Origin of the sequence: Bosea sp. BIWAKO-01 (assembly GCF_001748145.1) — a bacterium.
Classification (GTDB): domain Bacteria; phylum Pseudomonadota; class Alphaproteobacteria; order Rhizobiales; family Beijerinckiaceae; genus Allobosea.
Genome location: NZ_BCQA01000001.1, coordinates 4,132,721 through 4,145,730, shown reverse-complemented (window position 1 = coordinate 4,145,730; position 13,010 = coordinate 4,132,721). Strand labels below are relative to the sequence as shown.

The following is a 13,010-nucleotide window of genomic DNA, read 5'->3' as shown; positions in this document are numbered from 1 at the left end:
GGATTGCGGATTTCGGTAAAATCGACGCAATCACAGAAGGTTAGATCCTCTGGTCAGATACGATATCCGATCAGAGGATCTAGGCGGCGTGGAGCCTCGAGCCGCCTAGATCCGTGAACACCATCTGTCTCAGGTCTGGCGGAACTGAGCACCGAACTCCCTCATGTGGCCGACATAGTAATCGGGATCCAGGATCGACTCCGGCAGATAGAGGCCCGGCTGCGGAGCGGCGCCGCCTGCGAGCCCCAGCATCCTTTCGACGGCGAGCGCGACGCCAAGTGCAGTCAGGGGAGCCTGGCCATCGGGATGGACGATCTCGTGGCGCATCGTGCTGCGTTCGCCATTCCTGAGCACGCCGTCGATCGCGATCGTGATTTCGGTCGAGAAGGGCTCGCCGCGCCGGCGGCTGGCGGATTCGGAGAAGGCAAGGTCGAGCCGCACCGATCTGGCATTGGTCACCGCGGCCAGGCTGACGATATCGAGTGGAGAATAGGCGGTTGCCTCGAGCTCGACACCGTCGACGCTACGATAGCGCGCCTTGGCATCCTCGCCATTGACCCAGCTGAACTTGCCTCCGGTCAGCGTCAGCGCAGCCGGTGCCGCTCCCGTGATGCGGTTGTAGTCCGTCAAGGCCGCCGGGCCACCCATATCCTGCTCGTCGAGCAGTGCGCCGATCGCAATGGAATCGATCGTGCGGAAATCCTTGGCAAAGACCAGGGCCGGAAAAACCGCGGCGCCAGCCAGCCACTGGCTTGCGAGAAGCACCGGCGCCTTCGTCGCCGCGTGAATGAACTGAGCGACTTCCGGACCGATCTCGAAGGTGCCGCTCGACACGCTGATATAGGGGATACCGTGATCCTGCGCGTAGCGCATCGAGTTCAGGCCATCGTCCTTCACGAAGACGACGATGGCGCTGTACTGCGCTCCCTCCGGCTGGCCGAGATCCCGGCGGTCGAGATCGACCCGTGTCGCAATCGCGCGCCCGACCTTCTGAGCAACCACCTGCGCCTTGGCGAGATCGCGCCCGCCGATGGCGATCGGCAGGTCGAATTGCAGGCGGCGCAGCGCTGCGGCCGCCTGGCCGCCGACGACGCCCGATCCTCCAATGATCAGGACGGGGCGTTGGAGGGTAGACATGGACAAGTCTCCTGTTGAATGCCAAGCGGCGATCGGCTTATTGATCACCTACCAAGAGTAAGTTACTTTTAGTAGGATTGCGCCGCTGCATTGTCAACTGCGCTGCAAAGGGAGAAGCGGAGACGCCGATGTCGACGGGACCTGCGAAGAAGCTGTCCAGGATGGAACGCCGCGAGCAGTTGCTCGATTGCGCCATGACGATGGTGCGCGAGGGCGGCGCAGATGCGCTGACGCTCGGGCGCCTTGCCGAATGGGCCGGCGTCAGCAAGCCGGTGGCCTATGATCATTTCGGCACGCGCGAGGCATTGATGATCGCGCTCTATCGCCGGATCGACGAACAACAGGGCGGAGCGCTGGCGGAGGCTCTCGGCCAGTTGGAACCGCGCCTCGACAAGGTCGCCCGCGCCGTCGCCGAATCCTATCTCTCCTGCGCAACGTCGATCGGCCCGGAATGGCACTCTCTTTCAGCCGCCCTCAAGGGCACGGAAGCGATGGAGGCCGTTCAGCGGGAGCTCGTCGACGGCTATATCTCGCTCTATCGCGAGGCGCTGGCTCCTTATGCCGGCCAGCTCAGCGCAGAGGACCTGCACCTGTGCTGTGTCGCGATCCTCGGAGCGGCCGAATCCGTGTCGGGCGAGGTGCTGCGCGGCAGGGCCAATGAGGCAGGAGCGACCGAATTGCTGGCCGCGCTGATCGTCCGGCTGGTCCAGTCGAGCGGCGCATCTTAGGCCAAGACGCGTCGTAAATCGCGCCATCCCGTACCAGGCCCAAAGCGCCAAGGACCACCTGCACCTGGGCCACGTCGCAATCGGCCCGGATGCTGCCCAAGGATTGGGCACGGGTCGATTTATCCGTGATCAAGCGCCCCCTTTCCGAACCGTCACGAATGCGCATAGGCTGGCCAAAATGGGGAAAGACGCCTGACATGGTCGCCTTCGACGAAATGACCGGTACCGGTACCGAATTGCGGCCCGCCTACGAAGCGCTTGATCGTTGGTTGAAGGAAGCCCCACCCGAAATGCTGGCTCTGCGGCGCAGCCAGGCTGAACTCTTCTTCCGGCGCATCGGGATTACATTTGCCGTCTATGGCGACGAAGAATCCACCGAACGACTGATCCCGTTCGACATCATCCCGCGCGTGCTGACCAAACCGGAATGGGCCAAGCTGGAGAAGGGCCTGCGCCAGCGCGTCACTGCTCTGAACATGTTCCTCGCCGACGTCTACGGGCCGAAGGAATGCCTGAAGGCCGGGATCATTCCGCCGGACCTGGTCTACCGCAACGCCTGCTACCAGTTGGAGATGGTCGACTTCCAGGTGCCGCACGGCATTTACTGCCACATCGCCGGCATCGACATCGTGCGCGTCGATGCCGACACATTCTATGTGCTCGAAGACAATGCCCGCACCCCCTCCGGGGTCTCCTACATGATGGAGAATCGCGAGGTGATGCTCCGGCTCTTCCCGGAGCTCTTCGCGATGCACCGCGTCGCACCGGTCGACAACTATCCCGACCAGTTACTCGCGACCTTGCGCTCGGTCGCGCCGCGCAGCGCCTCGTCAGATCCGACGATCTGCCTGCTCACGCCCGGACAGTATAATTCGGCCTTCTACGAGCACTCATTCCTCGCCGACAAGCTCGGCGTCGAGCTGGTCGAGGGCTCGGACCTGCTGGTCAAGGACGATGTCGTCTACATGCGCACGACGCAGGGGCCGAAGCGTGTCGATGTGATCTACCGCCGCATCGACGACGACTTCATCGACCCGCTGGTCTTCCGCGGGGATTCGGTGCTTGGCGTGCCCGGCATCATCGGCGCCTACAAGGCGGGAAATGTTACGCTCGCCAATGCGGTCGGCACCGGCGTCGCCGACGACAAGGCGGTCTACAGCTACATGCCGGAGATCGTGAAGTTCTTCACCGGCGAGGAGCCGATCCTGAAGAACGTCCCGACCTTCCGCTGTCGCGAGCCGGAGGCCAACGCCTATGTGCTCGACAATCTCGACAAGCTCGTCGTCAAGGAGGTCAACGGCTCCGGCGGCTATGGCATGCTTGTCGGCCCCCACGCCAACAAGGCCCAGATCGAAGCCTTCCGCAAGAAGCTGAAGGCGCAGCCGGAAGGCTTCATCGCGCAGCCGACGCTGGCGCTCTCCACCTGCCCGACCTTCGTCGCCTCCGGCGTCGCACCGCGGCATGTCGACCTGCGGCCCTATGTGCTGTCCGGCGCCAACGGCATTTCCTGCGTGCCCGGCGGCCTCACCCGCGTTGCGCTGAAGGAAGGCTCGCTCGTGGTCAATTCAAGCCAGGGCGGCGGAACAAAGGACACCTGGGTGCTCGATGCATGATGGCAACAGCGCATTTCCGCATTCCCGCTTCCAGGACGCAGCCCCGCGCATTGCGAAAAGGCCGGATCTGACCATGCTCTCCCGCACCGCCGACAGCCTCTACTGGGTCTCCCGCTACGTCGAGCGCGCCGAATATCTCGCCCGCATCCTCGATGCGACGATGCGGCTCACCAACTTGCCCTCGTCCTATGGCGGCGCCGGGACCGAATGGCACAGCGCAGTCGCGACCGCCGGTTGCGAAGAGACCTTCGCCAAGGCCTATGGCGAGGCAAATGAGCGCAATGTCTGCGATTTCCTCACCTTCAACCCGGATAACCTGTCGTCGATCCGCAATTGCTTCGCGCTTGCCCGCTCCAATGCCCGTGCGGTACGCACCGCGCTCACCTCGGAAATGTGGGACGCGCTGAACAGCGCCTGGCTGGAACTGCAGCGCTTCGAGAAGAAGCGCATGGACCGCGAGGAGTTCGCCCGATTCCTCGACTGGGTGAAGAACGTCTCGCTGGTCTTCGACGGCTCGGCCTACCGGACCATGCTACGCGACGACAGCTACTGGTTCTCGCGTCTGGGCGTCTATATCGAGCGCGCCGACAACACCGCTCGCATCCTCGACGTGAAATACCATGTGCTGCTGCCTGAGAGCGAACAGGTCGGCGGCTCGCTCGACTACTTCCAATGGACGACGGTGCTCCGCGAGGTCTCGGCACTGACTGCCTATCACTGGGTTTATCGCGAGGCCGTGAAGCCGCAGCTGATCGCCGATCTGCTGATCCTCAACCGCCGGATGCCGCGCTCGCTCGCCGCCTGCTACGAGAACATCTCACGCTTCCTCGACGCTCTCGGCGATGCCTATGGCCGGCACGGCCCGGCTCAGCGCCAGGCCCGCAAGACGCTGGCAAGCCTTTCGAACGCGCGCATCGACTCCGTCTTCCAGCACGGGCTGCACGAATTCATCGAAGATTTCATCAGCGAGAACGGACGCCTCGGACTCACGATCTCGGAGCAGTATCTGCAATAATGAACGCGGCGGGCTCGCCTGCCCGCCCGCAGAACACTAGATATGGACCGGAAACCAACGCGCCCGTCGAGACAGCGATCGCCCATGCGGATCAGGATTTCCCACTCGATTACCTATGCCTATGACGAGCCCGTACGCCAGCTGACGCAGATTCTGCGGCTAACCCCGCGCGATCATGACGGCCAGCATGTGATGTCCTGGCGTATCGAACCGACCGTCGACGGCAATCTGCGCGCAGGCCAGGATGCGCATGGCAACATCGTCCATACCTTCTCGGCCGATGGCCCGATCTCGGGTCTCGCGATTCATGTCGGCGGCGTCATCGAGACCCTGGATCTCGCCGGTGTCATTCGCGGAACGATCGAGCGCGTGCCGCCCGAAGTGTTCCGGCGCGATACCTTGCTGACGACGCCCGACGATGCCTTGCGCGACTTCGCCGTCGCGGCAACGCGCGCCGACTCGACACCGCTCGCCAAGATGCACGCGTTGACTGAAGCGCTGCACGACTTGCTTGCCTGCGACCGTTCCGGCCAGCGTACCGGCGTAGGGGCGGCAGCCGCCTTCGAGGCCCGCGGCGGCATCCCGCAGGATCTCACGCATGTCTTCATGACCTGCGCGCGCCAGCTCGGAGTTCCGGCTCGCTACGTCTCCGGCTATGTCGCGCAATCCGATGCCCTGCCCGAGGCGGAAGGGGCTCATGCCTGGGCCGAGGCCTATCTCGAAGATTATGGCTGGATCGGATTCGATTGCGCCAATGGCTTGTGCCCGATCGACACTCATGTCCGCATCGCGGCCGGCCTCGATTTCGCCGATGCGGCGCCTGTCCGCGGTGCACGCAAGGGCGGCAGCGGCGAAAACCTCGCCGTGCTGGTCAGCGCCCGCGCTGCCAACGCGCAGCTCGCCAATCAATAAGTAAAGCGATTGCGACCGCCACAGCAGCCAGAGGGCGGCCCGATCAGGATTTCCCGGCGCGCATGAACGCGCCTGGACCGGCAAGCTGAAGGAACCAACTCCGTGACCTATTGTGCCGGACTTCTCGTGCAGGACGGACTCGTGATGATCGCCGACACCCGCACCAACGCCGGGCTCGACGACATCTCGACCTTCCGCAAGCTGCATGTCTTTTCCTGGCCGGGCGAACGCAGCTTCGCACTGGCGACGGCAGGCAATCTCTCCGTGACCCAATCGGTGGTGAGCCTGCTTCATGAGGGACTCCTCAATCCCGACACCGGAGAACTCGATACGCTCCAAAGCGTTGGCTCGATGTTTAGGGCAGCGCAGCTCGTCGGTCGCGCCGTCCGCACCGTCAGGGAGATGGACGGCCCGGCTCTGGCGGAGGCCGGGCTGAAATTCGATATCTCTCTCCTCTTTGGAGGCCAGATCATGGGCCAGCCCATGCGGCTCTTCATGGTCTACGGCGCGGGAAACTTCATCGAATGCGGCATGGACGCGCCCTTCCTCCAGATCGGCGAGCACAAATACGGCAAGCCGATTCTGGACCGCGCCGTAACCTTCAAGACCCATCTCTACGATGCGCTGAAGGTTGGTCTGATCTCGATGGATTCGACGATGCGTTCGAATCTCGGAGTTGGCCTGCCGATCGACCTGATCGTGATGCGGCGAGATGGCGAAGAACCCGAGCTCAATCGGCGTATCGAGGCGGGGGAGCCCTATTTCCACGACCTGCGCGAGCGTTGGTCCGCGGCACTGCGCGCAGCACATCAGGCGATCCCGCGACCTCCTTACGGACCATCCGGAGGTTGAAATTTGATGTCTGCCGGCCCGTTTAGCAACCGGATATCAAGAATCGGCTGCAAAGGTGCAGGTTCCGACGGTTCTGAGACCCTTGATGCATTCGCCCTCTGTCGCGAAGACGACCAACGCGGACTCCTCGGCGCGGATGCTCACCAGCACCGTGACGACGCTCGCCTGTGCCTTTTTGCTGGTCATGGCTGCAGCGATCACCGTCGTCCTAACGATTGCGCATAACGCGAATACCGTCGAAGCGACCCGTCAGCGCGACCGGATCGAGGCCGCGATGGAGAACCAGCTCCGACTGCGGCGCCTGCGGTTGGAAAGCCTGGCATCGACCGGAACGCTTCAGGCGGCCTTCCACCCAGCGATTCCGGCGGCAGCACTCAGATGGGCCTTCACGAAGCTGAGCCAGCGCTTCGAGGAATTTGACGGCGTCTATCTCGTCACCAAGAGCGGCCGCGTCCTGGCAGGCGTCGAGAACCATGCCGAAGCCTATCAGGCGGGCTACGAGGGCCTGCGCCTCTTCGATCCCACGCTCCCGAGCCCGTCACAAAACCCCGTGAACGACAATGCAGCCGCTCGCGCAGGGTTCATGTCGGGCTTCCGTTCGAGCCTGATCTATGATGGCCACGAAGTCCTGGCCATTCTGACGGCCGATCTCGAGCAGGTTCTCAATCTTCACCTCATGAAGGAGGACGCGCCGGTCAACCTCATCGGCTATCGGCGTGTGACGAGCACGATCCTCGACGAGATGGCCATGCGCTATCGCATCAACGGCCTGCGCATCACCCGGACGCTGCCCGCCAATCCCTTGGTGCGCCGCGACCTCGCCGCCCCCGACGGCGTCACCAAGGCCTGGTTGACCTGGACACCGGAGCGCCCCGGGGATGCCATGATCCGGCAGTTCATCTGGGCGCTGGCGGCAGCCGGTCTTATCTTCGCAGGCATTCTGCTCTATGCGATCCGCCGTCTGCGCGGAGCGGCCAATGAAATCCGGCTGCGCGAAGTGCAGATCCAGCGCCTGGCCGCACAAGACGAACTGTCGCTTCTGCCCAACCGTCGGACCTTCGATCTCAGGCTCGACCAGGAGCTGGCCCAGATCAGCCGGACCAAGATGGGATTGTCAGTACTCCTGCTTGATCTCGATCGCTTCAAATCCGTCAACGATACCTACGGCCACAAGGCCGGCGACGAACTGATCCGGCAGGTCGCGGAACGACTCGCAGGCGTCATGCGCACTGGCGATACCGTCGCCCGCATCGGCGGCGATGAATTCGGCATCATCCAGACCAATCTGCATGATGCCAGTGGCAGCGCCGTACTGGGAGAGCGCATTCTCGAAGCGCTGACGCGCCCCTTCAACCTGATGGGCATCGACACCGTGATCGGCTGCTCGATCGGCATCGCGCTCGCTCCCCAGGACGGGCACGACCGCGAGACCCTGCTCAGACTGGCCGATACGGCGCTCTACCAATCCAAGAACGAGGGCCGGAACCGCTACTCCTTCTTCGAGCCGCGTATGAACCGCGCGCTGCAGATGAAGCGCGTGGTCGAAGAAGACCTGCGCAAGGCGATAGCAAGGGACGAGCTGCAGCTGCATTTCCAGCCGCAGGTCTCCGTCGACGGGACCGTCATCACCGGTGTCGAGGCCCTCGTGCGGTGGCCACACCCGCTCCATGGCATGGTGCCGCCCTCGGAGTTCGTCGCGATAGCCGAGGAGCGCGGGCTGATCGTGCCGCTGAGCGAATGGGTGCTGCGCCGCGCCTGCCTCGAGGCAAAGCACTGGCCGGAGTTGCGGCTTGCCGTGAACGTCTCGCCGGTGCAGTTCCGCCACAAGGATTTCGTCCAGAACACCATCCGAATCATCGAGGAAACCGGGTTCGACCCGAGCCGTCTCGAGCTGGAACTGACCGAAGGCGTCGTCGTCGAGGACGCCGACGCCGCCGAGGCCGCGCTGATGGATCTGCGCGCCTATGGTGTCGGCCTCGCGCTCGACGATTTCGGGATTGGCTATTCCAGTCTGATCTATTTGCGGCGCTTCGCCTTCGACAAGATCAAGATCGACCGGTCCTTCCTTGAGTATATGGAGACGACCGGCGAATCCGCGATTCTCGTTCATTCGATCGTGCATCTCGGCCGGGCTCTCGGCCTGCGGGTCTGCGCCGAGGGCGTCGAGACGCCCGAGCAGCATCGTTTCCTGCAGGCAATCGGTTGCCACGAACTACAGGGCTTCCTGTTCTCCAAGGCGGTCCCGCCTGAGGAGATCGAGCGGCTGCGCGCCCTCGACATGCCATTCGCAGCCAGTCTCGTTGCGGCCTGACGACGCCGTTCGTCAGAACAGTTCGGAAATTCCGCTGACGATCGCGTAGGCAAATCCAGCGCTCAGGACAAGGCCGCCAATACCGACCAGCGTCCCCGCGATGATGAACAGCCCGTCGCGCTCGACCAGACCCAGTCCCACCAGGCACACGGCAAGACCGAGCGGGATCTGTCCGATGAACGGTGCCGACACCACGAGGCCAAGCGCGAGGATCAAGATCAGCAGGCCCAGGATCGGGACCGCGACCGTCCCTCCCAGCATCGTCAGTCGCGGCCGCGAAATCCGTTCCAGCCGGACCAGCGGAGGCAGCGCGCGCGACACGGCCTTCGCCAATTCCGGTTTGCCGATCGTTTTGCCGAGCAGCCCCTCGGGCAACCAGGGCATCGCGCGCCCGGCCAGCATCTGCGCCGCTACGAAGGCAAGCACGAGCCCGCAGACCAGCGGAATGGGCGGTGGCATAGGCAGGCAATTCGGTAGCCCGAGCAGGACCACGAGCAGTGCGTAGGTCCGATCCTTCAGAGCTGCGACGATGGTTCCGACGGGAATACGCTCACCGGGTAAGGTCGCGAGAGCCGTCAGCAGTCCGGATGTGCGCAAGGGCGATGACAAGCGTGATGGTCTGCCATTGGGGAGCTGCGACCTAGCACGCTCGCCCTTTGCCCAACAAGCGCCCTTGGCGCAGACGCTCAATGCAGCGTCAGCACGCCGTTCACGTTCACGATCTCGGCCGGCCTGAGCAGACGCGAATGCGCGACGACCACTGAATGCAGCGGCCCGTCGAGCTCACGACGCCAGAAGTCGAGGAAATCGCGGAGCACCGGAAAGCGCGGCGCCACATCGTAATGCTGCCAGATGAAGGTCTGCAGCACACTGGGATGATCCGGCATGCGATAGAGGATCGTCGCCGTGGTCAGCCCGTAGCCCTTGAGCTGCTTTATGAAGTCCTCTGATACCATCGCCCCCTCCCTCGTCGCGATGCGATGAAAGTGTAGCCGATTTCTTGAGGCTGCGCCTGCCTGGTTAACAAAAGCTTGCAAAACCAATGCCAAAGCGACCGCATATCGCGGGTACCTACGACCATCCTTGGTCGCCGCTGCGCGAGCGGGCGCCTCCGCATCGCTGCGCGTATCCGAGTTACAACCTACGGCCCCTGGGCAATGTCGCGGCTGCCTGTGCTCTATCCCGTCAGTGCCTTCAGGGCCTCGGGCGTATCGACATCGATCGCAATCGCAGGATCGTCGAGCGGCACCTCCACGACCGACTCTCCGGCCGCGTCCAGCAGGCGGCGAGCCCCCTGGTCGCCCGAGAGCCGCTCCACCGCCGGGAAAAGCGCACGCGACAACAACGCCGGGTTGCCGCGCTGACCGAACAGTGTTGGCACCACGGCGAGAGCGTCGGGCCGGTCGGCAAAGGCCTCTGCCAGCCGATTGATCACCTGCGGGGTCACGTTCGGCATATCCCCGAGCGAGACCACCGCACCCGGGACATCGTCCGGCAACGCTCTGAGGCCGGCGCGGACCGAGCTGGATAGGCCGGCCGCGAAATCCGGGTTGTCCACGAATGAGACATCGAGCCCCGCGAGCGCCGCCCTGACCTCGGCCGCCTGATGCCCGGTGACCACCAATACGGGCGCAGCGCGGGAGGCGAGCTGCGCTTTCACTGCATGACGAACGAGAGGCTCGCCACGTACCGTCTGCAGCAGCTTGTTGCGTTCCCCCATCCGGGTCGAGCGCCCGGCCGCGAGCACAAGCCCGGCGACGGGTGCCACAGCCTGATGGCCAGGTGCACGCGGCTGCGGACGGGTGACGATCTCCATCAGCAGGCCGCCCACCCCCATCTTCTGAACGTCCGCACGGGTCACCGGAACACCGGCGAGTGCGCGCTGCAGCACCCAGTCGAACCCATTCTCCTTGGGCGAACGGGCGCAGCCCGGCGCGCCGATCACCAGCTTGCCGTCGAGTTCGCCGAGCAACAGCAGATTGCCGGGATCGACCGGCATGCCGAGATGTTCGATGTGGCCGCCTGCCTCTTGCAGCGCTAGCGGGATCACATCCCGGCGATCGGTGATCGCCGAGGCACCGAAGACGACGACGATATCGGCCGGTCCCGCCACCGCCGTGCGGATGGCCTTCGCGAGCGGCCCCGATTGATGCGGCACACGCTCGTCCGATTCGACCCTTGCACCTGCCGGAGCAAGACGCTCCGCCATCACCCGCAGCGTCTTGTCGACCACCGAAGGCTTGAGACCGGGCAGCAATGTCGAAACCACGGCCACCGATTTGAGCTGGTATTCGGTGACCGCGATCGGCCGGATCGCTCCGATCCGCCCTATCGCGTCGTCGACGCGCTGACTCGGGACGCCATAGGGAATGATCTTCACGGTGGCGACCATTTCGCCTGCAACGACCGCCCTGAGGGCCGGCAGTGTCGCCACGGTGATGGCCTCGTCGATCGTGTTGAAGGCGTCGAGCGCCTGCACATCGAGCATCAGGACACCCGCAGCCGCGGCAAAGAGATTGACCCTGCCGGTAAAGGGAGCCTCGGTCACCACCCCGCCCCCGGCGAGCGCCCTGGCTAGACGTTCGGCAGCCACATTCTCGCCGACGTCACCGGCTTCGAGCCGGACTGCGACCAGTTCGGTGACGCCAGCTCCCGCCAGGCGGCGCGCATCATCCTCCGTGATCGTCGCCCCCTTGCGGACGATGACCTCGCCTGCCCGCACCGAATGCGCCGCAACGGAGCCGACGGCATCGGCGATAGCGACGGGGCCGAATTTCATGAGAGCGCCCTGCGCGGGCCACGCAGTGTCATCACGATCTCACCTAGAATGGCGAGCGCAATCTCTGACGGAGAGACCGCGCCGATGTCGAGGCCGATCGGCGCATGGATGCGTGCCAGCGTCGCCTCATCGAAGCCCGCCGCCGTCAGGCGCTCGATGCGCCTGCCATGCGTCTTCCGGCTGCCCAGCGCCCCGATATAGAAGCAGTCCGAGCGCAAGGCCGCCTCCAGCCCGGGATCGTCGATTTTCGGATCGTGGGTCAGGGCGACAAAGGCGGTATAGCTATCGAGGCCGAGCTGCTTGATCGCTTCATCCGGCCATTCCGGCAGCAGCGTCACGTCGGGAAAGCGCTCGGGCGTCGCAAAGGCGGTCCGGGGATCGATGATCGTGACATCGAGATCCAGCAGTTTCGCCATCGGCGCCATCGCCTGCGAGATATGCACCGCACCGGTGACCACGACGCGCGGTGGAGGCACCTGCACAGTCAGGAAGTAACGTGTCCCCTCCGTCTCGACCGCAGCGCTCTTGCCGGTGCGCAATTGCTTGTCGAGCAGGGCGGCCAGCGGATCGTTCGCGAGATCGGCCTCCCCTACCAGCCGTTGAGCGCCGCTGCCGATATCAGTGACGAGCACTGCGGCTCGGCGGGCAGCGCGCTCGACATTGAGCGCGGAGAGCAGCGAAAGATCCATGCCTCAGCCCCTGTCGGTCGCAAGCTTGACGCCGAGGCCAATCATCAGAGAACCACCGAGCCAGCGCCCGAAGGCAAATCCGGCCTTGGTCTTCTTCATCGTCTTGACCACCGCCGATGCTCCCAGCACCGTCACGAAATCGGCCGAGGAGAAGGCGAAATTCACGATCGTGCCGAGGATCAGGAACTGCGCCCAGACCGGTAGGGAGGCCGCAGGGTCGACGAACTGCGGCAGCAACGCGATGAAGAACAGCGCCACCTTGGGATTCAGCACCTCGACGATGAAGGAATCGAGCAACGCCCGTTTCACGGTCTTGGGCGGGGAGACATCGACATCCGCTCCGCCGAGCCTGGAGCGGATCATGCCGATACCGAGCCAGACCAGATAGAGCGCACCGGCGAGCTTCACCGCGACATAGAGTTCAGGCACATGCTTGAACACAGCCGAGAGGCCGAAGGCAGCTGCGATGACATGCAGATAGCAGCCGAGATGGATGCCCAGCATCGCCATGAAGCCGGCGCGGCGGCCGTGCGAGATTGTCTGCGCCGCCGTGTAAAGCAGCGCCGGGCCAGGGAAATAGGCGACAGCGATCGTTAGCACCGCAAAGGCGGCGAGTGTTTCCCAGGAGGCCATCAGTGCACCCTCTCGACATAGACCCGAATGCGGCCGCCGCAGGAGAGCCCGACCTTCCAGGCTGTCTCGTCGGCGACACCGAATTCAAGCGTGCGCGCCTTCCCATCGGCGATGACATCGGCCGCCTCTTCCACCACGGCGCCCTCGACGCAGCCACCGGAGACCGAGCCGAGGAAATTGCCCTCTTGGTCGATGACAAGATGCGAGCCCACCGGGCGGGGGGCGGAGCCCCAAGTCTCGATCACGGTGGCAAGCGCCACGCCGCGTCCGGCCTTGGCCCAGCTCTCGGCCGTGGCGAGAATATCGGTGTCGGTACTGATCATGGCGAGAGTTCCCGCTGC

General features: G+C 64.2%; 13 protein-coding genes. 6 read left to right on the top strand and 7 right to left on the bottom strand.

Annotated features, from left to right (window positions below):
- Positions 1–129: 129 nt before the first annotated feature.
- Complete coding sequence (locus BIWAKO_RS19330) at positions 130–1,137, bottom strand: saccharopine dehydrogenase (protein WP_069880040.1); 1,008 nt, start codon at positions 1,135–1,137, stop codon at positions 130–132.
- Between the two features lie 128 nt (positions 1,138–1,265).
- Between BIWAKO_RS19330 and BIWAKO_RS19325 the strand changes: the two genes are divergently transcribed.
- The 6 genes from BIWAKO_RS19325 to BIWAKO_RS19300 all read left to right on the top strand — a co-directional run bounded on the left by BIWAKO_RS19325 (position 1,266) and on the right by BIWAKO_RS19300 (position 8,568).
- Positions 1,266–1,865: a TetR/AcrR family transcriptional regulator gene (locus BIWAKO_RS19325; RefSeq protein WP_069880039.1), complete on the top strand. Its 600-nt coding sequence runs from the start codon at positions 1,266–1,268 to the stop codon at positions 1,863–1,865.
- 197 nt (positions 1,866–2,062) lie between these two features.
- Positions 2,063–3,478, top strand: coding sequence for a circularly permuted type 2 ATP-grasp protein (locus BIWAKO_RS19320; RefSeq protein WP_069880038.1), 1,416 nt, complete (start codon positions 2,063–2,065; stop codon positions 3,476–3,478).
- A gap of 73 nt (positions 3,479–3,551) precedes the next feature.
- Positions 3,552–4,493 (top strand): alpha-E domain-containing protein, encoded by a 942-nt coding sequence (locus tag BIWAKO_RS19315; protein ID WP_069882628.1) that lies wholly within the window; start codon positions 3,552–3,554, stop codon positions 4,491–4,493.
- Between the two features lie 84 nt (positions 4,494–4,577).
- Entirely contained in the window at positions 4,578–5,405 is an 828-nt protein-coding gene (locus BIWAKO_RS19310; RefSeq protein ID WP_069880037.1) for a transglutaminase family protein, read from the top strand.
- Positions 5,406–5,507: 102 nt separating this feature from the next.
- Positions 5,508–6,257 (top strand): proteasome-type protease, encoded by a 750-nt coding sequence (locus BIWAKO_RS19305; protein WP_069880036.1) that lies wholly within the window; start codon positions 5,508–5,510, stop codon positions 6,255–6,257.
- A gap of 85 nt (positions 6,258–6,342) precedes the next feature.
- The gene (locus BIWAKO_RS19300) at positions 6,343–8,568 is read left to right on the top strand and encodes a putative bifunctional diguanylate cyclase/phosphodiesterase (protein ID WP_069880035.1); all 2,226 of its coding nucleotides are present in this window, start codon (positions 6,343–6,345) and stop codon (positions 8,566–8,568) included.
- 12 nt (positions 8,569–8,580) lie between these two features.
- On the opposite strand, the gene BIWAKO_RS19295 is transcribed toward BIWAKO_RS19300, so the two are convergent.
- From BIWAKO_RS19295 to BIWAKO_RS19270, 6 genes are all read right to left on the bottom strand, one after another.
- Positions 8,581–9,177 (bottom strand): exopolysaccharide biosynthesis protein, encoded by a 597-nt coding sequence (locus BIWAKO_RS19295; protein WP_069880034.1) that lies wholly within the window; start codon positions 9,175–9,177, stop codon positions 8,581–8,583.
- A 77-nt stretch (positions 9,178–9,254) separates the two neighbouring features.
- Positions 9,255–9,524, bottom strand: coding sequence for an usg protein (locus BIWAKO_RS19290; protein ID WP_043237212.1), 270 nt, complete (start codon positions 9,522–9,524; stop codon positions 9,255–9,257).
- 221 nt (positions 9,525–9,745) lie between these two features.
- Positions 9,746–11,347, bottom strand: a complete 1,602-nt coding sequence (locus BIWAKO_RS19285) for an NTP transferase domain-containing protein (RefSeq protein WP_069880033.1) — start codon at positions 11,345–11,347, stop codon at positions 9,746–9,748.
- Complete coding sequence (locus BIWAKO_RS19280) at positions 11,344–12,036, bottom strand: XdhC family protein (protein ID WP_069880032.1); 693 nt, start codon at positions 12,034–12,036, stop codon at positions 11,344–11,346. Before BIWAKO_RS19280 ends, BIWAKO_RS19285 begins: the two co-directional genes overlap by 4 nt.
- 3 nt (positions 12,037–12,039) lie before the next feature.
- The gene (locus BIWAKO_RS19275; protein ID WP_069880031.1) at positions 12,040–12,669 is read right to left on the bottom strand and encodes a LysE family translocator; all 630 of its coding nucleotides are present in this window, start codon (positions 12,667–12,669) and stop codon (positions 12,040–12,042) included.
- Positions 12,669–12,992: an XdhC family protein gene (locus tag BIWAKO_RS19270; protein WP_069880030.1), complete on the bottom strand. Its 324-nt coding sequence runs from the start codon at positions 12,990–12,992 to the stop codon at positions 12,669–12,671. Before BIWAKO_RS19270 ends, BIWAKO_RS19275 begins: the two co-directional genes overlap by 1 nt.
- Between the last annotated feature and the right edge of the window lie 18 nt (positions 12,993–13,010).